The following is a 22,894-nucleotide window of genomic DNA, read 5'->3' as shown; positions in this document are numbered from 1 at the left end:
TGTTAGATTAAGCTGTGATCATGGTAAATATGATCGCTCGCACAATCAAACATTTTCACTAAACCATTCTCTAGGTAAAGATCATATTCATTATGTTGACCTGAAAACGTAGTACTATCTTGTGTTTCCAAGCCAAAATCACTTATATCTGATAGCAACTCATAGTTTAAGTTGTCTATTTTAGTGATACTACTTATTACCTTGCCCTCCTTATTAGATATAGCTAAATCATAATGATTTCCATCCTTCATTATCTTGATAGATACTTTATCTTCAGGTAACACTACAAGCTTTTTCTCGTTACTATTATGAATTACGAACTTACCATCTTTAAAGTAGTATTTGTCTTCTGACAAAGCACCAACCTTATATCCTGATTCAGCCAATTTGTTCCAAAACTTTAACACAGATTGCTTTTTCGCTCCAGCAACTCTATCATACAAGGCTTTCATGTCATAATAATCTATGGTTACATTTGCCTTATGCTTTCCCTCCAAATCTTGCTCATAACTTTTTTCTATTTTGAGGATTGTGTCTTTTAGAACAATGTTTTCTTGCCCTTTATTTTGTTCATGTATTACTGGTTTTTTAGGTACTTCTAAGCCACGAAATGAACCAGTAGGCTGGACTTCAGTTCTATCTTCACTTACTTGTCCTTTTGAACTATAAGACTGCGCTTCATCTTTTTCGTTACCTACTGCTTGTTGCTCATGTTGAGCATGGCCAGATTCAATAGTGATATTTTCCGCGCTTGAGTAGGTTTTTACCCAATTAGAAAACCCTTCTCCTTTTTGAATTTTGTCTTCTTCGCTTTGGTAAATCTTTTGCATCATTTCCTTGAAGTAAAAACGACCATTCAGAGTTTTCCTATCTTCTGTTGCTGCATAGAGCAGGTTATCAACAAAATTTGGATAAGTCTCTTCAATATATGCAATAATTGCTGCTCCCGTCTGATAAGGATCAATAGCTCCTTTGATTATCTCCTCTAAGGTATATTCCTTATATTCTTCACTAACAAGTTTTGCAAAATCAGCTGGTTTTTCTCCTTCTGTTAAGTGTGTTACGTATTCTGCTAACCCTTCCATTAAAACTTTGCCAAGATCCAGCTTAGAAGTTAAATAGAACGTTAACGCATGGACAAGCTCGTGCTTGATAACGTAGTTATAATCCTTGCAATTCCCTTCTTTATCACCATTAAAATCACTTCTAGCGTTTTCAGCATGAGAATACATATTACTGATATAGTTATTGTCAGAGGATTGTGCTACACCACCACCTGGTATATGAGCATCATGATCGCCACTTAAATACTTTTGGTAACTTTCCTGATTTTCAAACAAGAACAGTCTAAAGTTAGCAATGTTTCCATATACTAGAAGTGGATTATTATCTTTTTTTATTCCAAAGACTTCATTGAAAGTCTTCACAGTGTCTTCTAATGATTTTAGGAGACCTTCATTATTAATAACACCATCACCATTTTGATCAGTAAGATCTTCAAAGTTTTTGTTCTGAAATAGGTCAATGTTTAGGCTAAACTCATTATCAGCATTATTATCAGTAACGTTTAGATTTATCCTACCCTGGAATGTTAAACCTGTTTTTTGCTCATGATATTCAATAGATCTTTTTTCTTCCTGTACTTTTTTCAGACTTTCGAATTCACTCTCTGTTGGAGGTATTATACCATACTTATTATATATCTCCTTAATTCGATTGATACTCATACTAGTATGCATAAGCTCTTCAGAGATTTTTTCGTATAACACATGATATTCCACGTCTGTATATCCTTTATTCGCTGGATCACTGAGCCACTCTTTGAGACTCCCTTGAGGAACCTTTTCTAACAACTCCTTGATTTCTTTTCTATTGATATGACCAAGACTTTCTCTTATTTGTGCCTCAGTTTCACCTCTCTCAAGCTTTTCAAGAGCATCTGATACAATAAGCTTTTTATATATAAATCCATAATACGCATCTGAATCCGTAATATAATCTTGATAACTTTGATGGTTAACTAAATCTGCCTTTATATATGAAGCTTTGATATTAATCTGATCAGCAATATATCCGTGATCATGATTTCTTACTGAATCTGTTTCATAATCCACGTAACACTTTGTGTTGTCTTTTGGCACAAGAGTAAGTAACTCGTTTACCGTGAACAAAGGAATATCATTTTTCTCACAGAAGTCATTTATTTCCTTAATAGTAAAAGGTTTTTCTATCATCTTCTCAGAGATATCATAGTGTAGCAAATTAAACTGCTCGACCGAAAAATCCCCTTGGACTAGTTTTTCACAAATGAGTTTGTAGAAAGCATGGTCATTTGTGATTTTTATATTTTCAACAGATTGATCTTCGGTTTCTCTGACCCTACCTGTTGCTTGTAATTCGTCTCTTATAACTCTAGTTCCGCTATTTTGTATATAATTGGACATTTTACCCTCCATTTCATGTTTAATTTTTAAATGTATGTTTCAATCTTAACGTGATCTCTCTAAAAAAAGAGTAAATTTCCATACTGGTATAATTTGCATCTTAACAAAAAGATATAAGTAGTTAATTTGATATGTAAAATATGGAGCATAACTAAAGCTTACGATTTAGCTACAGCTAAGTTCTGGCATTGTATTGGATAAAGTGACAAGGACAAAAATTTAAAAGCAAATTGACTTTTGTTCCGCTGAAGCACTATACTAAAACCATGATGGGTAATTAGCTCAGTTGGTAGAGCACTTGCTTGACGTGCAAGCGGTCGCTGGTTCGAACCCAGTGTTACCCACGTTTTTGTTTATGAGAAGATTTCATATGACAGCAGTGCACAACGGTAAACATTCAGCAGCAGAGTCTAAGCGCTTAATCTATTCCATAATAATAGTTGCAATAACAATGTTTACGGAAATAGCAGGCGGAATAATCTCACATTCACTAGCTCTGTTATCAGATGCAGGGCATATGCTTACTGACCTCTTTGCCTTGGCTTTAAGCTGGATAGCGCATAAATTTTCAGCCAAGAAATCTGATTTGCAAAGGTCATATGGATATCACAGACTGCAGATAATTGCAGCGTTTGTTAATGGTTTAACTTTATTCCTCATTGCAGTGATCATTATAATTGAGTCGGTAAAGAGATTTATTTTTCCAATCAATATTGAGTGGAAAATTATGTTAATAATAGCCACACTTGGACTGGTTGCTAATATCATAGTCTTTTTCATATTACATGATAAATGCGAAAGTAATATAAACATAAGGAGTGCTGTACTGCACGTTATAGGAGATATTTTAGGTTCTGTGGCTGCTATACTTGCATCCATAATTATCATGCTTACCGGATGGCAAATAGTGGATCCAATTTTATCGATATTTGTCAGTGTGATAATCCTAAATAGCGGCTATAAAATTCTAAAGAATTCTTGTCATATACTTCTTGAAGGTGCACCTGAAGGTATATCTGCTGAGGAGATAAAAAGTAAGATCATATCTGAACTACCTGAAGTAATAGATGTACACCATATACATGCGTGGTCACTTTCTGATAATTATTTTATAATTACTATGCATGCCAAGGTAAAAGAAAATACACAACGCACTGATATTTTGTATGAAATAAAAAAAATACTGCTAGATAGGTTTGAAATAGCGCACTCCACAGTTGAGATTGAACATGATGAGTGTGCAGATAACAAGATACTTAAACATTGACATTGTAGGCTATCAGCAATAGCTGCACAAACATTGTGATTTGATAAACCAAGATTCAAGTAGCTTATAGAAATACAAAAAAATTACTTGACATACTTTACCAGCTCTCTTATCATGGCAGTGCAATTGTTTTATATAACTTCCCAACCTGTGCAGGTTAAAATAACAAGAGGGTCTTGTATTTTGCGTGTGCACTGTATGTCTTTATAAATCTAAGTTCTTACCTATATAAGCTGAAACATACTTATAAAGCGTTAAGACATCAACCAACGTCAAATTCTTAAAATTAAAGAGTTAGTAACTAGCTACTTCGGGTTTTTTATCTTTTTTTGCTTAGTAAATTTTCTAAATATTTGTAGCTGAAGCAATTTAGGAGCAAACGAAAATTATGGTTGATCAGTTTATTGCATCTGCAGAAACAAAGTGGTTGCGATCAAGTGGTTTGGTTTTATTGTTGCCTCATGGCTATGAAGGTCAGAGGCCTGAGCATAGCTCTGCGCGTATAGAGAGGTTTTTACAACTCTGCGCGGAAGATAATATGCAAGTAGTTAATTGCTCTACTCCAGCGAATTACTTTCATGTTTTACGCAGGCAAATTCATCGAGACTTCCGTAAACCTTTGATAGTGTTTACACCTAAATCGCTATTGCGTCATAAAAGAGCAGTTTCTAATCTATCTGACTTTAAAAGGGGATTCCTTACGGTAATTCCAGAATATAGGAAGAATTTAGTTTTAGACGATAAAATGCGTAAAGTTATAATATGTGGTGGTAAAGTTTATTACGACATAATTGAGTCATGTGAAGTACAAAAAATAAACGATATAGCAGTGGTACGATTGGAGCAATTCTATCCATTTCCTGCTGATAAGCTAAGTATTGAACTTGAAAAATATGAAAACGCTGAAATTATATGGTGTCAAGAAGAACCAAAAAATATGGGAGGATGGTTTTTTGTCAACCCATTAATAGAGGAGGTATTACTTGGTCTCAATATTCAAGCAAAAAGGCTTAAGTGCATCACAAGACCTGCTGCTGCATCTCCTGCATGTGGTTACGCTAGTGTCCACGCTCAGCAACAAGAGGAAATTTTAAAGCAAGTTATTAAGTAGCCTCACAAGTACTTAGTGGAGAGCTAGCTCAATTTTACCTCCGCTAGTGGAATAGCCTTATTGCATCATCACCTATGAAAGGCTAACTATAGTTAGAATTATAAGCAACTTATTGAAAATCTTATTTTTTTTTGCAATCAATCTGATCAAACTTAAGAATAGTAATTTATTATTTATATTAATAAATTTAATTCTATTTTAAATAGTTAAAGTGTTGAAATTCTTGAATTTTAACCAGATTAGTGAATGATAGTGAAATTTCTTTTACTCAAATTTAGGTATTTACTGACCATTCTTATTATAAATTAAGAGAATGACAAGTTACTAATACACCTTTCTTGTCTTTAATTACCATAGCTGGCATACAACAGAGCCAAACGGAAGCTGAAGGAATCAGGTTGAGTAAGGAAAATTCAAGAAAGCTATAATTTAAAGAGAAAATTTGGTAGAGGTGAGTAATGGTAAAAAACTTTTTATTGACTTAATTTTATTTTATTCTATAAACTTAATTTATTTTTTATTAGTTCTCATCTAGGTATATACCTTTATGTAAACAAAGGTTAGCAAAATGATGGCTAATCTTGTTAAACTAACAAGCAAGCGTGAGAAGAGTTCATTTTAGTGTTGTTTGGGATACTTTTATCCATATTAAGTAAAGTTGATGTCCTTTTTAATAGTCGCAAACTGGAAGATGAATGGAACACGTTCTTCATTCGTCAATTTTATAGGTAAACTCAATGACAAGAGCAGTGAAATTACTTCTAAGCTCGTGATTTGCCCACCTTTTACATCACTTCCAGGTAATATAGAGCTAAATAATAATATTAGTATAGGAGCACAGAATTGCCATTATAAAAAATCTGGTTCTTATACAGGTGAAATTAGCGCAGAGATGCTAAAAGAGTTAGGATGTACTTACGTAATACTTGGGCATTCCGAAAGAACTCACGAAACAAATGATGAAATAAAGCTTAAATCAGAAACAGCTATAGAATCGGGCTTACACCCAATTATTTGTGTAGGTGAAAATTTAGAAGACCATGAGAGTAGTAAGACAAAGGAAGTAATAGAGTATCAATGCAAAAGCCGCTTGCCAATACATGGTGAATATACCGTAGCATATGAACCAATATGGGCAATAGGTACAGGACATGTACCAAGTAATAATGCAATTGCTGAGGTAATAGAAGTGATACAATCCTATACTAGTAAAAAACACGTTATATATGGCGGCTCAGTCAGTTTAGAAAATATAGAAAATTTATCGAATGTCTTAAGTTTATCAGGAGTTTTAATTGGCAGTGCAAGCTTAGATTTTGATCACTTTCATAAAATTGTACAGCAAGTTGAAAAAGCCTATTGATTCTGAAATCGTAATTAAAGAACCATGTGATAGATATATACACTAACAGACCTAAGAAATACAAAATAGCAGCATTAATAGTTGCAGCAGGAGTAGGAAGCCGATGCAGCAATGTAATTCCTAAGCAGTATATGACACTAGCAGATAAACCTGTTTTATCGCATGCAGTCGAAAGACTTTTAACCAACCAATATATAGATTACGTAAGGGTTATAATTAACAAAGATCATGAAGATCTTTATAGAAAAACGATAGATTCTCTACATAACTATTATTTAAGCGAAGCAGTACACTCTTTCCAGTATGTGACACTGAAATCTAGAAAAAAAGAAGAATGGATTCCAGTGTCAAGCACTGGAATGAAAGGAAGAGTAGATACTAAGTTACTAAGTCCAGTATATGGAGGAGAAAGTAGGCAAAACTCAGTTAAGCTGGGACTCGAAAGCTTGCAAAAAATTAACCCAGATTTTGTAGTTATACACGACGCTTGTAGGCCTTTTGTGTCAAATACTTTGATAGATAACTTAGCTCGGTCCATGATTAATAACCAACATACAGGGGTAGTGCCAGCAATAGAAGTAGAAGATACTATATCATTAGTAAATGATGATCTCATTGAATCCACAATTCCAAGAGAAAGACTGAGAGCTATACAGACCCCTCAAATTTTCAATTTTAAAGAATTATTATCATACCATCGGTCAAATAAAGAATTTACTGATGATTCATCACTAATGGTAGAACACAAAAAACGTGTTGTAGTTACTAAAGGTGAGAAAATCAATTTTAAGTTAACCACAAAAGAGGATATTAATATGGCAAATCTTCTTCTTGATGAACCAAAATATCGCGTTGGAACTGGCTATGACATACATAAGTTCATTAAAACTCAAGGTAAGGCTAAAAGTTTTATAAAGATTTGCGGCGTAGAAATCGAGTATGACATGAAAATAGAAGCACATTCCGACGGTGATGTTGCAATACATGCAGTTGTTGATGCAATACTGGGAGCACTGGGATGTGGCGACATAGGAGCACATTTTCCTCCGAGTTTCCCTGAGTGGAAAGACCGCAATTCATCTCACTTTCTCGATTTTGCTGCTAAAAAAGCAAAAGAAAAAGGATACAGCGTATCTAATTTAGATATTACTATAGTTTGCGAGGAGCCTAAAATATCGCCTTACAAAGTAGCAATGAAGAAGTTCATATCAAAAACATTAGAGATTGATAGTGAATTTGTCAATGTTAAAGCAACCACTGCAGAAAAATTAGGTTCTATTGGGAGAAATGAAGGAATAGTAGCACATGCTTCTGTATTATTATATAAAATAGCTCCACTGCATAATTAATTTTTATAAATACAATAAATATTGTCTGAACCAAAATATCTTACGTTCGTTCTTTAACATACTTCTTGGAATACGCATCCAATTTCTTCGTTTTCCTTTTTATCTAGTAAGAACCCACCAACTTGCGCATTTCATAGGGTCTTATACATTCCATTTTTATTAAGAAGTTCTTAGTGTGTGCCATCTTCTATAACTTTCCCCGATCAAGAACTAGAATACAATCCATATGCAGAAGTGTAGACAAAACGATGCGCAATGACAACAGTTGTAGCATTGCTTATTTCAAGTATTTCGCTTAGTGATTGTTGTATTAACTGTTCTATTGGAGCATCAAGTGTAGAAGTTGCCTCATTTTAAATTAGTATAGGAGCACTTTTTAAAATAGCCCTTACAATTGCGATGCGTTTTCTCTGTCCACTACTTACTTTAACGCCTCTCTCACCTACACAATGGAATGATATCCATTGGTCATTTGTATAATATTATTATGAACCCTCGCCTTTTTACATGCTTCAACAATTTCGTCGAAGCTTGCATCATATTTAGCAAGTTGTAAATTTTCCAGAACAGTCCTATCAAATATACTAACATCCTGTGGAATCACCGATAAGTTCGCCCACAAAGACTCTTGTGTAATACCTACAATACCATGACCATCGATAAGAATTCATCTACTTTGCACATCAAAGTACCTGAGCAAACACTTGATAAGTGTTGTTTTATCTGTCTCAGACATTCCTATCTTCTGACCTGCATAAATATGTAAGTTAAAATCGTGGATTATAACCCTATTTTGATCATACGCGAAGCATACATTTTCGAACCTAATTTCTCTCCGTACATCTATAAGCAACTTGGCACCTTCTTTATACTTAACGCCATAACTATGATTGACAAATGAAAACGATGCCTTCATTAATGCAATTTCTGAGTTTATGTTAAACAGCAGATTTGTTAAAACACCATCTACTTCTCCATGCATATCAAGTGTAACCACCGAAATAAAGGCAAAACTACCTGTAGCGATGTGTCCATTCTGATATAAATAGGCAAGTAAACAAATTTACACAGCATATACAATAGTTACCATGATTGTATTGCACTACCTATCTAGTAAGCATCAAACTTATGGACTCTTTTATCTGAATTTTCCAGTGTAACTGAGCTTAAACTCTGTCCACATATTGCCAATAACTTTTATGCCAATACATTTGCTATAGAATCATTTATAATTCCTAAAGTTGCTTACCCTGCAGTAACACATTGTTCTTGAAGTTTCATTTATTTTTTTAGCAAAAAAGTTATGACAGGTACATAAATCATCATAAGTATAAGTATCATGTTAGCTGATGCTAAATTAATACTCAACAGAAAAATATACTCATAGCAATAGTTGCTATATTAACCAAAGTCTGAAAGCAGTGAGTTACTAACATAGTTACACTATTTTTACAATCCTTAATCTTACTTAAAACTTCACCTGATAAATGAGAATTAAACCAGTGCAAAGAATGCCCAAGTGTTCTTGTGTACATCTAGTTATAGTCTCAGCCAGAATTATAGGTTTATACTTTATATCTAATAATCGACTGATAAAAAACATCCTATAATGTATGATTGTGTAAAAAATAAACAGTATTAATAATGTTGTTATATCATTGTATGATTGGATTGCATCAATGATTTCTTTTATATTATAAGCTTTAATTATTTAAACACAGATGCAGGGTTGCTATTGCACATAACAAGCAAAGATATGCTCTGCATTTCTAAAAAATAGGCTTGAGGTAAGTTGAAAGTTTAGTAACTTCAATCATATTAAAGCCTTCGGATGATCGTAATAAAATATACAGTGAAAATCAGTTCCAACATTCAATTTCCTCATCTTCCTTTCTATCTGGTAAAAATCCACCAACTCGTGTACTCCATAGAGTCTTATACATTCCACTTTTATCAAGCAACTCTTAATGCGTGCCATCTTCTACAATTTTATCTCGATCGAACACTAAAATAAGATCCATATGCAAAAGTGTAGACAGGCAATGGGCTATTACTACAGTAGTTTTACCTTGCATTAACTCCCACAGAGACTTTTGAATATTACTCTCAGTCACAGAATCAAGTTGTGAAGTTGCCTCATCCAAGATTAAAATAGGAGCATTTTTTAAAATAGCCCTTGCAATTGTAATACGCTGCCTCTGTCCTCCAGAAAGTTTCATACCTCTCTCTCCAATAAGTGACTCATAACCTTGGGGCAATTTTGAAATAAACTCATGAGCATGTGCACGTTTAGTAGCTTCTACAACTTCATCATCACTAGCATCTGCTTTACTATAACGAATATTTTCCATCAGAACTCTATGAAAAAGCGATGGGTCTTGTGGAATCACTCCGACATTTTTATGCAAAGAATCTTGGGTTACATTGCGAACGTCTTGTCTGTCAATTAAAATCTTTCCAGATTTTACATCATAAAGCTGGAGAATCAGGTTTACAAGTGTTGACTTACCGCCCACCCGAAAACCAACAAGTCCTACTTTTTAACCAGACTCAATTATTACGGATTTGTTTTCAAATATTGGTTTTTCATCTTTATAATGAAAATGAACTTTATCAAAAGTAATTTCACCTTTTTTAATGACAAGATCTGCTACATTTGGCTGATTTTGGATTTCAGGAGTCACAGTAATTATTCTCAAAGCCTGAGTAATCTCTCCCCATAATTTAGAAAATTGCGAGAAGTCTTTTGCTATCATCCAAAGAAAACTAGCTATTGCTATATTAACAGTCATAACAAAAGCAAAATCCCCAGTAGTAATTGATCCTTGCTCTCTTCCTTTAATTAAGAAATATAAATTGAGTATTTGCATGACCATAAATGAGAAGCCATAGAAAGTGAAAATCCACACATATAACCACTGAAGCCTCTGTTCTGCTTTAACAGCTTCACTATGAGTAGATTGCAAAAATAATCTTTCCTGGTATTTGCTCGCAAACAATCTTACAGACATGATATTTGAGAATACATCTATCATTTTGCCAGTAATGCTCGAACCAAGTTCTGACCATGCGTCTGCGAGACGTGTTATCCTTCTTGCAAGAAATAAGGAAGATAAAACAAACAATGCAGACCAAGCCAACATCAACAAGGCGAAGTTAATATTTACTTGCCATAAAAAAATAAATTCCAATACTTAGTGCTAACGCACGACCCATGACCCTGTCAGTCATAATTTGTGCAATATCCGGAATATAATTTGTCAAATCGTTAACCTTGTTGGCGAATTGCCGGAAAAGTTATTTTGGTAATAGCCATTATCTCAATCTAATAAGATAGCAATACTCGATTCAACAATGTTTTTACGGAGACTAGGAACCATCTTAATTTCAAAAAAATAATTATACAATCTATTAATACACTCAAGTAAAAGTAACATTAGTACATAAGATATGGCAGGAGTTGCTATGTCACGGAAAAGATCATCTGCAGCTGATGTTGAAACACGGTCTATAATAATTTTTATTAAGTATGGGCTAAAGGAAATATCGACACCCAGACTAATGCTGTCAGCAACGCTATTGTAACATGAAAAGAGAATGGACGTAGTACTTTTAGGATGAAAGATACAACCTGCTTTGTTGTGATGTCGTCTATATTTTTTGAACTACGCACGAAGTAAACTAATGCCAACCAATTTGAAAAATTTATGCTGCTTTATATGATAATACTTTATAAACCAAAAATAAAAAGAGAAAATAGCCGTGCTTAATGTACAAGGTAATACTCTACTCTGTAGACAATGGATATTTTTGGCATTATGTGTTTTTGCTTGCTCTGGGTTACTGTCAATAATTGTTATTTTTCTACAATTGCCTTTATCTCCTTTCTCATTCCTTCCGTACAATACATTTTTGATGATGCGCCGGTAATACATGTGAACTTGTCAATTTTGGTGTGGATGTGCTCTATAATGTCTTTACTCTTTACCATAAATTTATAAAATACCAATAATTAGTTTAACTTTTTATGGGTTCTACCAACTTTCTCGATGCTGTTTATATTTATATCAGCATTTGTTCTAAACACTGGAGTTATTAAAAGTAACTATATTCCTGTATTATAAAACAAATTATTTTCGCTTGGACTTAGTTTATTTATTGCCAGCATATCAGCAAATGTAGTCCTTATCTACATGCCGAATAAATTGGACTAGTTATTATACTCGTGTCGTCATTTCTTTATGTTGTTTTAGCATATAATAATATGCTGACAGACACGTATCACTCGGATAAGAATTTATTTTACAAATATTTCTTTTTGAGAAGCAGGCATTTATTGCAATTAGCTTTTGTTCAAGCAATGTTTTTAGTCTACTTAATAATGCCAAGTTCTAGTGACGTTAGTTTAGCTTCAAATAACAAGACTACTATTTTACCACTATTTATAAATATAATTTTGGCTATAGGTGCACCATTCATATATTTTGCCTATTCAGTGGATAGTGTTGAATTGATATAATTTTCCATTTGGCATATGAGAATTGCTGGAGCAAGTTCTACCGTGTTTTTATAAAATTAGTGTGCTTTAATATCAGGACTTTTATTAATGATAAAGGTAACTATCTATTACATTCATTTCTATTATTTACCTATGGAGGTGTACTTGGAATACTGACTATTGAAGGAAATGTTACTATCCATGCCCATTATCATGGTTCTGTAGCCGGTATCACTATAGCTTTTATAAATTCTGTCTACTGGCTATTACCAAAATTAGGCTGTAAAAAGATAAAAAGTCCATAGTAAGATTACAGACCTATGCTATAGTGTAGAATATTCTTTACATATTACTGATTTGTGTAGCGTGGTGGATATGGTGCTTTGAGAAAATCTGTAGATTTGCCAAATTTTTATTAAAATTAGCATATACTTGTCTTGTCGTAGGTAGAGCTATATCAGTTGTTGGCGGAATGTTGTTCATAATAATTGTGCTTTCATCTTTGTTAAGAAAGACAAAGTGTGTAACTTAAACTTTCAAATGGCTAATGACACACAACTGTACGAATATCGTGCTACCAGGCGGGTCATTCAAGTAGCCCTCCTCTTGTCATCCCAGTGCATAACACTGTTATTTAGTAAATTTATTTACTATTTCTGCCATCCTATGGTTTTCCAGTGTGAGAAGCAAGCATCAAGTGCAGGGATATTGGCAACTACACGTCATACTACGATTCGCTTGCGGTATCTCACCATAGATTCTGCTAACGAGTAGCGGAATGAAGGTTGCCATCTAGCTATAAACATCAAAAATTTTACTAAATAGAAAAAAAGGTAAAAAACCTCCAGGTGGCGAGTTTTGACCCTATAATAATTTAAACTGGCACTGTAATAATTTGCTAACGCCTAGTTTAAGCGCAATTTAGCTGAATATAGAAAAATTTAAAAGACACGCAGCTGCAATAATCTGATGTAATCCATCAATCAATACTTGAGTTTTTTTACTAAATTTTGTTATTGAACCTGCAGGTCAAAAACAAGTCGTGAGTCAAAAATACCCTTGCTATCATGATAAGGAGGTTAGCAAAGTTTATCAAGAAGTAGTTTTTCGCATTGCTATTTTATAAGCTATTTGAACCTTGGTTTATCAAATCACAACATCTATATAATACAGTGATATAATTCAGGTCTAGCTACAAAACACAAAACTAATGAAAGAAGCTACGAATACCAGTGAAAAACATAGCAATTTCATTTTCATTTGCAGCTTTTATCACATCTTGATCTTTCAGCGAGCCACCAGGTTGAACTATGGCCGTGATTCCATGTTTTGCACTTTCCACTATGCTATCTGGAAATGGAAAAAATGCATCTGAAGCAAGCACAGCGCCCTTACACTTTTCATCCGCATTTTTTACTGCGATGTTCACACTATCTATTCTACTTGTTTGTCCTGCACCAATACCAATAGCACAACCGTCTTTTGCTATAACTATTGCATTGGATTTCACATGTTTACATATTTTCCAAGCAAAAATGAGATCTTCTTTTTCTTCTTCCGTTGCAGTGTGTTCCGTTACTTGACTCATTTCTTCTGCTTTTATTGCGTAGCTATTATTTTCCTGTACTAAAAACCCACCGATAATATTTTTAATTTGATATTTCGCATTTTGCTGAAGAGATCTATAAATAATCACTCTTAGATTTTTCTTTCTTTGCAAAGTTTTTAGTGCTTCATCGCTGACTGATGGTGCTACCACTACCTCCAAAAATATTTCGCTCAATTTTTCTGCTAGCTTTAAATCTATTTCCCGATTTAAAGCAACTATGCCGCCAAAACTGCTTATTTCATCACACGATAGAGCTTTTTCATATGCTTCCAAAGCACTATTACCAACAGCAGCGCCACATGGGTTATTGTGCTTAATTATCACTGCCACAGGCTCTTTAAACTCAGAAACTATATTAAGCGCAGATTCTATATCTACTATATTATTATAACTCAACTCTTTTCCATATATTTTCTCCAGTGGATATTTAGTAAATTGATTACTATAAAATGCAGCTTTTTGATGAGGATTCTCACCATACCTTAATTCTTGTACTTTACTTCCATATAGAACAAAAAACTCTGGTAATTCACTACTTTTACTCTTGGATAAAAACCAGCTGTAAATATTAGAATCATAGTGTGCAGCAAGAGCAAACGCCTTAGTTGCCAGATATTTTCTATATTCTAATGTTGTCTTATTGTTATTTTCCATCATTTCAGCTTTCAGTGCTTCATAGTCCTGAACACTAGAAATGACCGAAGTAAAATGAAAAATTTTTGCTGCAGCTCTAATTAGCGCTACTCCGCCAATGTCTATTTGCTCCACGATTTGTTCTTCACTTGAGCCGCTACTGACTGTTTCCCAAAATGGATATAAATTAATTACAAGCAGATCTATAGGTTCAATTCCTAGATCCTGTATCTCCTTTTTGTGTTTTTCCCGATCAAAGAGTATTCCTGCATGAATTTTAGGATGCAAAGTTTTCACTCTACCACCCAATATCTCTGGGAATTGCGTATAATTGGAGACTTCTTGTGTTTTTATTCCTGCACCGGACAGCACTTTATATGTATTTCCTGTTGAGAGAATCTCTACTTGTTGCTGTATTAAAAACGATGCAAGATCTATTATATTTGTCTTATCATATACTGATATTAAAGCTCTCTTAATCTTCACTTTTATGTAGAAAGTTTTTTTAAGATTATACATAAAAAAAGTGATTTGGCTATAGCCACATTGCTCACAAATGAACAGAACTCTTACCTTTTTACATACAGGCCCTGTATTTTGACATTAAGCTTAATGTTTATTGTACTTACACAAGCAAAGTTTGATGGATATTTTCCATCATATTACCGTAAGCAATTACCTTTTCTTCACCTGTATCCATATTTTTAATCTTTAAAGTTTTACTGCCTAGTTCTTCATTACCAAAAATTAATGCAGCCTTAGCATTTGCTTGACTTGCTTTTTTCATTCGGTTTTTAAGCGCTCCGTTATACTCATAGATTACATATAAGCCATTCCTGCGCAATTCATTCGCAAGTGTCAAAGCATGCTCTTCAGCTTCTTTGCCAATAGGAACTAAGCAAAGAGGTCTATCTCCCTTCATGGAATAGTCAATTAATTCCATTATGCGCTCAATACCCCCTGCAAATCCTATTGCTGGAGTATATTTTCCACCTACTGAAGATACCAGATTGTCATATCTTCCACCTGCAAAGACCGCCCCTTGCGCACCAAAATCCTCTATAACAAATTCAAACACTGTGTGGCAATAATAATCCAGCCCTCGAACTAGTTTACTGTTTACGGTACAAGGTATATTGAGAGCTGTTAACCCATTTAGTACTTGCTCAAAGAAATCTAAGGATTCTCTTGTATAATAATCACTGATTTTGGGCGCATCAGAGATTATCAATTTATCTTTCTCATCCTTGGAATCTAATATTCTGAGTGGGTTTTTAGTCAATCTATTTTGGCTGTCCTCTGATAGGTCATTTTGAAACTTTTTAAAGTACGGTATCAAAACTTCTCTATACTTAGCAATTGTTTCACTATCACCCAAAGAGTTAATTTCTAGTCTTACATTCTTGTTGATATTAAATTTAGTTAATAAATGCTGAGCAAGCGATATCAATTCAATATCAGCTTTTGGGTTTTCTACACCAAAAACCTCAAAATTTATTTGGTGAAATTGTCTCTGCCGTCCTTTTTGTGGTCTTTCATAGCGAAACGCAGGTCCTGTTGAAAATAATTTTATCGGTATTTGCAGTTTTTTTTCAACCAATAGCCTAACAATCGCTGCGGTGAACTCAGGACGTAAAGTTATGCTCTTCCCTCCTTTATCATAAAAAGTATACATCTCTTTATTAATGATGTCGGAACCATCACCTAAAGTTTTCATGAAGACTTCTGTATATTCAAATATTGGAGTTTGGGCAGGTAAAAAGCCGTAAAGACTTGAGATCCTGTTTGCTATTTGCTGAATGTATTTAAACTTATACCATTCATCAAATAGAAGATCCTTTGTTCCTCTAACTGTTTGATTAGTCATAACGTGGTCTCTATACCTGAAACCTCTGGTATGTGGTAACACAGCATATTTTGCACTCCTTGTTTTAGGGTAATCGCAGCACTTGGGCATCCAGAGCAAGCTCCTTGCAGTTCAACATAAACTATTCCATCTTTATAGCCGCGGAATTTGATGTCACCGCCGTCTTGAGCAACTGCAGGTTTGATGTAATTTTCCATCAACTCCTTTATTCTATTTACAATTTCTATATCATTTTCATCAAAAAATTCCTCATCCGGTATGTTATTGTCACTCACTCCTTTTCTATCTAGTGCCTTCCCACCAGAGGTAAAGTGATCCATAACCGTAGTTAAAATTTCCACTTTTAATATGTCCCAACTAATCCCATCCGATTTCGTTACTGAAATAAAATCATGACCAAAAAATACTCTTACCACATGTTCTATTTGGAAAAGGTCTGCTGCTAATTTAGAATTTTTTATTTCACCTGGATTTGAAAAATCAGCAGTTTCCCTTTCGTTTAAAATCGCAAACCCGGGAAGAAATTTTAGCGTATTGGGGTTTGGTGTTTCTTCAATTTGAATAAACATGTTATTTACCATGATGATTATAATTATTACTATTTAATCACAAAATGAAAAAATATACATGTCATTCCTTTTTTCCCTTTTTTGGCACCCATGGTAGTTAAATTTATCCTACCTAAGGTAGTTGTGTTTTTCCCCAGAAGTCACACTAAAAATTACACTGGCAATAACACGTATATAGATGAGGCATTAAAAATGCCGGAGTTAAATCCTGAAGCAAGTTAAAATGAAATCAATAAAGCATACCAAAATTTAATTAAGTTAGTTCACCCAGACAAGGGAGGCTCAGAATATTTTGTGCAAAAGTTAAATGCAGCACGTGATAAGTTGCTAAAAAGATAATAACTGTCTATTACATTGTAACCATTAAAAATTTTTCTGTTTCCCATATAAATTCTACTGGTGCAGACTTAAGTTATGAATCCAAATAAGCACTCAAATTTGAGTGCTTATTTCTTGGAAAAAAAAACAGATATATACAGACATTAGTTTGTATTATCTCAGTGGAACCTAACAAGTTTGTCTATAGTTTTAGTAATGATTCTTGGAGTATCTGGAGAAACCTCTGAATTAAGCCTATTTAGTTGCTCTATAGCAAATTCACTATTCTCATTGGCTATAAAATTACACAAAATGTCTTCTATACTCTTAGTAATATTTTCATACTTTCTCAAAGGATGATTTTGTGGATATCTATTGATGGTTTTGATACTGGAATACTCGACAAAAGCTTGATCCTTAAAAGCAAGTTCTCTCAATTGTTCTTTGAGTTTTAATTCTTCCTCTTTTGCCAATAGGCAAGATTGTATCAGTGATTTTATGATAGAATTTATCGTTTGATGTATCTCATAATTTACTACAATATTAATAATATTCTCTTTTACCACACAATCATACATACTTTTTTCGCTCTTTAACAACTCTATCAATGTTTCGCTATTTTGTGAATTTAATTCTAAATTTTCTTCGCTCATAGGAGTCATGATGAAGGTGTTTTTATTCACTCTAATGTTGAACTGTGGAGAGCCACCAAAAAATGAAAGCACTATGCCCTTAGATTCAAGTGCATGATTACATGCAGAAAAGAGAGTGTGCGCTATAACACTGCTTGGCACCTTCATTCCGTGTTTACTCAAGTGATGCAATACATTTTCAACGTCATGATACGTGAAATCTGAATTTTTTAGTAAATCAACAATCTCTATGCTATCTTGTTGTTTATACCTTATCCTTACCTCCTCTGTAAAAAGAGTTTTGGCTGCTACATATTTATCAAGCACCGTGAAAATTTTGATGAAATTCTCTAAATCCTGTTTGTCAACTAATTCAATAGTAATTAAGTTCCTGCTAACAATTGAAATATTTTTTGTCATTTTTCCCACTAAAAAAACTCACTAAATAAATTGTATTTTTAATCCATTAAAATTTGCTTAAAGCAAGTATGCTAGTTCTTCATTCATGCATTGCACAACAGTAAAAGCAAGAAAAATTACATAAAATCGTCATGTGATGCTACATATTCTTCATATTCATCACTATTGCTTGTGTAAGTTGTTACATCAGTTTTATCATAATTGGTACTTAACATATCATCTAACTTCCCTTCCCTTTCAAGGTCCATCAATTTGTCACACCCAGCAATATGGTGTACATAATCGCCATTTTTATCAGCAATAAAAATTTGCGGAACTGTTCTAACATTATATTTTGACTTTATGTCACTAAACAAATCTGAGTTTTCAAACACATCAATTTCTTCATACTTCACACCTTTTTCATCTAGCAGCTCCTTTGCTCTCTTACAGAACGGACAGTACTGCTTTATATATATAACAACCTTTCTTTTAGCATTTTTCACAATTTATCTCCGTAGTTTATAAAATACAGTTATTATATATTAAGAAAGTATATATAAAATATCAAATTGTATGAAAATTATTTATGATTATGAGAGAGGAATAGAAAATAACATAGCATTAACCTTTGGAAACTTCGACGGCATTCACTTAGGACATGAGTTAGCAATTTCTACTCTAAAGAAGATAGCGCAAGAAAGAGGATTTCCCTCCGCAATCTTAACTTTTGAGCCTCATCCATCAACTGTTTTATTTAACAGAAATAATTTTAGATTAATAAATCAAGAACAAAAAAAGGAACTAATCAGCAGCTATGGTATAGATTACTTATACATTATCAATTTCAATAAAGGTTTTTCTCAAATCAGCTGTGATGATTTCATTAGCAAGATTTTGATAGATAGGTATAACACTAAACACATAATTGTTGGAGAAAGTTGTACTTTTGGTCATAAACGATTGGGTAATACACTAATCTTAAGGAAACATTCTGAAACGTATGGATATTCCTTGACTGAATTAGAACCATTAACAGTTGATGGAAAAATTTGCTCTTCTTCTTCAATTAGAGAGCACATGCAAAAGGGCAAAATAGAAATTGCTAATAAGTTGCTTGGCAGGTCTTATCAAGTTTCTGGTACTGTAATAAAAGGTGCACTTAGAGGTAGAGAAATAGGATTTCCAACCATAAACATTCCTATAGAAGATTATATGATAAAACCTAAGTTTGGTACATATTATGCTAAAGTGGCATTTACCTCCTTAGATGTCATTCCAGCACGTGATGCTGGAATCTATAGATCCCAGTGTCAAAGCAATGAAACAACAGAAGGTTTCGCAAAAGGCTCATTCTCTGACAGCGATCCAAATTGGCTATACGGAGTAGTCAACATTGGTATGAGGCCTACGTTTAAGGATTTAAAAAAACCCATAGTAGAAATGCACATATTTGACTTCAATGAAGATATATATGACTGTAAGGTTAATATACAACTTTTAAAGTTCATAAGATCAGAAAAAAGGTTCCTTAGTGTTGACGAATTAACAAAACAGATAAATCATGATATACTTGAAGCTTATCAGTTAAGGACAGACTTATGAAAAAACTATGCTTGATTATTACACTTATAATAGTATTGACAGATCAGGCGAGCAAGCTTTACATAAATTCATTGATTGATGAAGGAGAGTCAATTGAGGTTTCCAGCTTTATAAGACTAGTTGAAGTATGGAACTCAGGTATTAGTTTTGGAATGTTCAGCACCTTACCATATAGCGATCTCTTTTTTTCAGCATTTTCAACACTGATAATTGGTGTACTTGCATACTTAGTTTACAAGTCTAATGAGCAATTAACCTGTCTTGGTTTTTCCTTGATGATTGGTGGAGCAACCGGAAATGTAGTTGACAGGATCTACTGGGGAGCTGTATATGACTTCATATATTTTCATATTGGTGATTGGTATTGGCCAGCTTTCAATTTAGCAGATTTATATATAGTTTGCGGAATGTTTACATTGTTATATAAATGGTACATATATGATAGGTTTATTTCTAAGTGAAATGAGGAATAAATCATTGTTTTGAGTTCAATTATATTAGGTCAGAATAATGCTTAACAAGTTCTTTAGTTTTTTTATATTACCTGTATTTTTTTTCATTTATCCAATTGTTCTGAAAGCTGAAAGTGTAGAACACAACATAAAATATGCTAAACTCAGCAATGGGTTAGATGTTTATGTCGTCCCTAATTATCGAATTCCTGCTGCTCTACACGCAATAATATATAAAGTTGGAGGAATGGATGACCCGATTGGCAAAGCAGGATTAGCTCACTATTTTGAACATTTAATGTTTGAAACTACAGGAAAGTTTAAAGACATAGAATCTACTATGAGCAGTATCGGAGCTCAATTTAACGCTGGTACGACTAAAGAATATACCATTTACTACGAATTGGTCCTCAAAAGAGATTTACCACTAGCAATGGAAGTTGAAGCAGACAGAATGGGCAACTTTAATGTTACTCAAGACAAAATAGACAGGGAAAAAAACATCGTGCTAGAAGAAAGGAAGATGAGATTTGACAATCATCCTAACAATTTATTATGGGAAGAAATGAATAGTGTATTTTACCGTACTGGCTATGGCAGATCCGTTGTTGGCTGGGAAAGCGATATTAAAACTTACAATCAGGATGATATAACAAGATTTCACGATAACTATTATCACCCAAACAATGCAATACTGCTGGTTGTCGGTGATGTGGAATTTGATGAAGTAGTGAAACTAGCGGAAGAAAAATATGGAAAAATCAAAGCCAAGCCAGTAATTAGGTACTACCCAAACCAGGATCCAGTATACAATGCAAATTTATCAGTAACTTTAGAAAGCACTGAGGTGAAAGAACCAGTGTTATATTTTCGTTACCGTGTTCCTTTATTCAAGCATATAAGTGAAATTTCTGCCGTTGATTTGGTAGTTGACATTTTAGGAAGTGGCAAATCTAGTAAACTATATAAAGATTTAGTTCTAGATAAAAACATGGCAGTGTCAGTGTCTGCTTATTATGATAGTTTAACTTTTAGTGATGGTTATATTGATATTAAGATAACTCCAAAAAACGGAGTGAGTTTAGATGTCGTTGAAAGAGAGCTAGATAGCGCTATCAATCACTTTACTTCGGAAGGAATAACGAATGAGGAGTTGCAAAGCACAAAGTATAGGTACAAGGCGGCACAGCTTGATAATCTATCGAGCCTAACCAATATAGCATTTTTCTATGGCTCACATCTAGCACTTGGTATTCCAATTAATGAAATAGATATTTCATATAGTAAAATTAATGATGTTAATTTAGAAGATGTAAATAGTAAAATTCGTACCATCTTTTCTGCTAATAAGTTAGTTGGTCGTTTGCTACCAAAAGGAGGTAATAATGAAGATAAGTAAATTTGTATTTCTATTTCTTTTCTGTCTAGGCTTTAATTTACAAGCAAGCGGTAACCTAAATATAGAAGAGATCATTACCCGCAAAGGGTTTAAATTTTTATTCGTTGAAAACTGTGATTTACCAAAGGTCTCACTGAACATATCGTTCAAAGATGCAGGTTACGCATATGAGAATGTAGAAAAACAGGGACTTACTTGGTTCACTTCTCTTGCGATTCAAGAAGGAGCAGGAAAAAATGATGCCAAAAATTTTGCAAAAAAGCTTGAAGATAAAGGGATTAGCTTAAATTTTATTGCTGGTTTAGAAGCATTTAGGGCTTTGTTAAATACTTTGTCTGAGAATCTAGAGGAAGCAGTTTCGTTACTAAGCGATGCTATAATACACCCTAAAGTTGACCTCGAAGGATTGAATAGAGCTTGCGAGAAAGCCAAAGTTAATTTTAATAATCTTGAAAAAAATCCTTATTTTATTGCTGGAAAAGAATTAGATACGTTGCTGTTTAAAAAACATCCTTACTCAAAAAGTGAGTATGGAACTCTTGATACTATAATGAGCATTACTAGAGATGATGTTCTAGCATACGTAAAGCGTAATTTCACTAAAGATAATATAGTTATTAGTGTTGTTGGTTGCACAACAAAGGAAGAAGTTAGTGCACTACTGGATAAATATTTATCAAAACTACCATTAAAAAGATCAAAAGTCAGAAAAATACCTGTAAAAAATAACTTTGGCCCTGCAGAAAGTGCAAACATTTTTATGGATATACCACAGAGTGTAATATTTTTTGCTCAAAAAGGTATAGCTTACGAAGATCCTGATTATTATAACGCCAGCGTCTTAATTAACGCGCTTGGCGGCATGGGACTAAATTCAATATTAATGAAAGAACTGAGGCAAAACTTGGGTATTACTTACGGTGTTTTTGCACATATTATCCCCAATAAACATGGGAATGCTATAGTTGGAAATATGAGTACTGATAGCTCTACTGCTGGCAAAGCTATATTAGCAGTAAAAGATACATTGAGCAGAATAAAAAGGGAAGGAATTGATGAACAATTGTTCAAGGATGCAAAAACCATTTTAGTAAATAACCTTACCTTTTTTCTATCTAATAACACAAATACAGCAATACTATTAGATGATACGCAAATAAATGATCGTGACGTTAACCGCATAAATAATTATGCGGATATCATTAACGACGTTAAATTAGAGAAAGTAAACGAACTGGCAAGTTCTTTATTAGATCCTGAAAATTTATTCTTTGTTAAAGTCGGAAGAAACACTTAAAGCAAACGGTCACTATAATATGTGATAAATTTTGAACTATATATCCTTATAGTTTAAATATATAGTTAATTTAACGTTCAGG

Annotated in this window: 18 protein-coding genes, 1 tRNA gene and 1 pseudogene; 10 read left to right on the top strand and 10 right to left on the bottom strand. The window is 33.5% G+C overall.

The window, feature by feature from the left end; genetic code table 11:
- Window positions 1–2: 2 nt before the first annotated feature.
- Window positions 3–2,444: a hypothetical protein gene (locus CCY16_RS01230; protein ID WP_088979762.1), complete on the bottom strand. Its 2,442-nt coding sequence runs from the start codon at window positions 2,442–2,444 to the stop codon at window positions 3–5.
- Window positions 2,445–2,715: 271 nt separating this feature from the next.
- Between CCY16_RS01230 and CCY16_RS01225 the strand changes: the two genes are divergently transcribed.
- The 5 genes and pseudogenes from CCY16_RS01225 (at window position 2,716) to ispF (ending at window position 7,534) form a co-directional block, all read left to right on the top strand.
- Window positions 2,716–2,788: transfer RNA gene (locus CCY16_RS01225), tRNA-Val, on the top strand.
- A gap of 26 nt (window positions 2,789–2,814) precedes the next feature.
- Entirely contained in the window at window positions 2,815–3,711 is an 897-nt protein-coding gene (locus CCY16_RS01220; protein ID WP_179946019.1) for a cation diffusion facilitator family transporter, read from the top strand.
- Window positions 3,712–4,093: 382 nt separating this feature from the next.
- A pseudogene (gene sucA, locus CCY16_RS01215) lies at window positions 4,094–4,822 on the top strand (2-oxoglutarate dehydrogenase E1 component); the annotation flags it as partial.
- Window positions 4,823–5,483: 661 nt separating this feature from the next.
- Window positions 5,484–6,185 (top strand): triosephosphate isomerase, encoded by a 702-nt coding sequence (locus CCY16_RS01210; RefSeq protein WP_088414336.1) that lies wholly within the window; start codon window positions 5,484–5,486, stop codon window positions 6,183–6,185.
- 26 nt (window positions 6,186–6,211) lie between these two features.
- Window positions 6,212–7,534 carry a 2-C-methyl-D-erythritol 2,4-cyclodiphosphate synthase gene (gene ispF, locus CCY16_RS01205; protein ID WP_088414334.1) on the top strand — a complete coding sequence of 441 codons (1,323 nt, stop codon included), beginning with the start codon at window positions 6,212–6,214 and terminating at the stop codon, window positions 7,532–7,534.
- A gap of 442 nt (window positions 7,535–7,976) precedes the next feature.
- On the opposite strand, the gene CCY16_RS05490 is transcribed toward ispF, so the two are convergent.
- From CCY16_RS05490 to CCY16_RS05965, 4 genes are all read right to left on the bottom strand, one after another.
- Window positions 7,977–8,156, bottom strand: coding sequence for a hypothetical protein (locus CCY16_RS05490; protein WP_179946018.1), 180 nt, complete (start codon window positions 8,154–8,156; stop codon window positions 7,977–7,979).
- Window positions 8,157–8,201: 45 nt separating this feature from the next.
- Window positions 8,202–8,516 (bottom strand): ABC transporter ATP-binding protein/permease, encoded by a 315-nt coding sequence (locus CCY16_RS01200; RefSeq protein ID WP_143696893.1) that lies wholly within the window; start codon window positions 8,514–8,516, stop codon window positions 8,202–8,204.
- Between the two features lie 982 nt (window positions 8,517–9,498).
- Window positions 9,499–10,050, bottom strand: coding sequence for an ABC transporter ATP-binding protein (locus tag CCY16_RS05970; RefSeq protein WP_245800687.1), 552 nt, complete (start codon window positions 10,048–10,050; stop codon window positions 9,499–9,501).
- A 24-nt stretch (window positions 10,051–10,074) separates the two neighbouring features.
- Window positions 10,075–10,677, bottom strand: a complete 603-nt coding sequence (locus tag CCY16_RS05965; protein ID WP_245800685.1) for an ABC transporter ATP-binding protein — start codon at window positions 10,675–10,677, stop codon at window positions 10,075–10,077.
- A 307-nt stretch (window positions 10,678–10,984) separates the two neighbouring features.
- Here CCY16_RS05965 and CCY16_RS06620 point away from each other — a divergent pair, with 307 nt between their 5' ends.
- Entirely contained in the window at window positions 10,985–11,119 is a 135-nt protein-coding gene (locus CCY16_RS06620) for a hypothetical protein (RefSeq protein ID WP_281250492.1), read from the top strand.
- 2,120 nt (window positions 11,120–13,239) lie between these two features.
- Here the strand turns inward: CCY16_RS06620 and purH are convergent.
- The 5 genes from purH to CCY16_RS01155 form a co-directional block, all read right to left on the bottom strand.
- Window positions 13,240–14,760, bottom strand: coding sequence for a bifunctional phosphoribosylaminoimidazolecarboxamide formyltransferase/IMP cyclohydrolase (purH, locus tag CCY16_RS01180; protein ID WP_088414360.1), 1,521 nt, complete (start codon window positions 14,758–14,760; stop codon window positions 13,240–13,242).
- Between the two features lie 139 nt (window positions 14,761–14,899).
- On the bottom strand, window positions 14,900–16,141 hold the full coding sequence (gene hisS / locus CCY16_RS01175) for a histidine--tRNA ligase (protein WP_088414330.1): 1,242 nt from the start codon (window positions 16,139–16,141) through the stop codon (window positions 14,900–14,902).
- On the bottom strand, window positions 16,138–16,710 hold the full coding sequence (locus tag CCY16_RS01170) for a NifU family protein (RefSeq protein ID WP_088414328.1): 573 nt from the start codon (window positions 16,708–16,710) through the stop codon (window positions 16,138–16,140). The genes hisS and CCY16_RS01170 overlap by 4 nt, the downstream gene beginning before the upstream one ends.
- A gap of 497 nt (window positions 16,711–17,207) precedes the next feature.
- The gene (locus CCY16_RS01160; protein WP_088414326.1) at window positions 17,208–18,080 is read right to left on the bottom strand and encodes a hypothetical protein; all 873 of its coding nucleotides are present in this window, start codon (window positions 18,078–18,080) and stop codon (window positions 17,208–17,210) included.
- A 116-nt stretch (window positions 18,081–18,196) separates the two neighbouring features.
- Entirely contained in the window at window positions 18,197–18,565 is a 369-nt protein-coding gene (locus tag CCY16_RS01155) for a glutaredoxin (RefSeq protein WP_088414324.1), read from the bottom strand.
- Window positions 18,566–18,635: 70 nt separating this feature from the next.
- Between CCY16_RS01155 and ribF the strand changes: the two genes are divergently transcribed.
- From ribF to CCY16_RS01135, 4 genes are read left to right on the top strand one after another with little or no spacing between them, the layout of a single operon-like run.
- Window positions 18,636–19,664: a riboflavin biosynthesis protein RibF gene (gene ribF / locus CCY16_RS01150; protein WP_088414322.1), complete on the top strand. Its 1,029-nt coding sequence runs from the start codon at window positions 18,636–18,638 to the stop codon at window positions 19,662–19,664.
- Window positions 19,661–20,125 carry a signal peptidase II gene (lspA, locus tag CCY16_RS01145; RefSeq protein WP_088414320.1) on the top strand — a complete coding sequence of 155 codons (465 nt, stop codon included), beginning with the start codon at window positions 19,661–19,663 and terminating at the stop codon, window positions 20,123–20,125. The genes ribF and lspA overlap by 4 nt, the downstream gene beginning before the upstream one ends.
- A 49-nt stretch (window positions 20,126–20,174) precedes the next feature.
- Complete coding sequence (locus CCY16_RS01140; RefSeq protein ID WP_088414318.1) at window positions 20,175–21,515, top strand: M16 family metallopeptidase; 1,341 nt, start codon at window positions 20,175–20,177, stop codon at window positions 21,513–21,515.
- Entirely contained in the window at window positions 21,502–22,812 is a 1,311-nt protein-coding gene (locus CCY16_RS01135) for a M16 family metallopeptidase (protein ID WP_088414316.1), read from the top strand. Before CCY16_RS01140 ends, CCY16_RS01135 begins: the two co-directional genes overlap by 14 nt.
- Window positions 22,813–22,894 lie beyond the last annotated feature (82 nt).

The organism is Wolbachia endosymbiont of Wuchereria bancrofti (assembly GCF_002204235.2).
GTDB lineage: Bacteria > Pseudomonadota > Alphaproteobacteria > Rickettsiales > Anaplasmataceae > Wolbachia.
The sequence above is the reverse complement of the archived record's forward strand: the minus strand, read 5'-3'. Positions and strand labels throughout refer to the sequence as shown.

Coding starts and splice junctions, on each gene's coding strand:
- CCY16_RS01230 (WP_088979762.1), bottom strand. CDS start 2,444: ATGTCCAATTATATACAAAATAGCGGAACTAGAGTTATAAGAGACGAA.
- CCY16_RS01220 (WP_179946019.1), top strand. CDS start 2,815: ATGACAGCAGTGCACAACGGTAAACATTCAGCAGCAGAGTCTAAGCGC.
- CCY16_RS01210 (WP_088414336.1), top strand. CDS start 5,484: ATGTCCTTTTTAATAGTCGCAAACTGGAAGATGAATGGAACACGTTCT.
- CCY16_RS01200 (WP_143696893.1), bottom strand. CDS start 8,516: ATGCATGGAGAAGTAGATGGTGTTTTAACAAATCTGCTGTTTAACATA.
- CCY16_RS05965 (WP_245800685.1), bottom strand. CDS start 10,677: ATGTTGGCTTGGTCTGCATTGTTTGTTTTATCTTCCTTATTTCTTGCA.
- CCY16_RS06620 (WP_281250492.1), top strand. CDS start 10,985: ATGGCAGGAGTTGCTATGTCACGGAAAAGATCATCTGCAGCTGATGTT.
- hisS (WP_088414330.1), bottom strand. CDS start 16,141: ATGACTAATCAAACAGTTAGAGGAACAAAGGATCTTCTATTTGATGAA.
- CCY16_RS01170 (WP_088414328.1), bottom strand. CDS start 16,710: ATGTTTATTCAAATTGAAGAAACACCAAACCCCAATACGCTAAAATTT.
- CCY16_RS01160 (WP_088414326.1), bottom strand. CDS start 18,080: ATGACAAAAAATATTTCAATTGTTAGCAGGAACTTAATTACTATTGAA.
- ribF (WP_088414322.1), top strand. CDS start 18,636: ATGAAAATTATTTATGATTATGAGAGAGGAATAGAAAATAACATAGCA.
- lspA (WP_088414320.1), top strand. CDS start 19,661: ATGAAAAAACTATGCTTGATTATTACACTTATAATAGTATTGACAGAT.
- CCY16_RS01140 (WP_088414318.1), top strand. CDS start 20,175: ATGCTTAACAAGTTCTTTAGTTTTTTTATATTACCTGTATTTTTTTTC.
- CCY16_RS01135 (WP_088414316.1), top strand. CDS start 21,502: ATGAAGATAAGTAAATTTGTATTTCTATTTCTTTTCTGTCTAGGCTTT.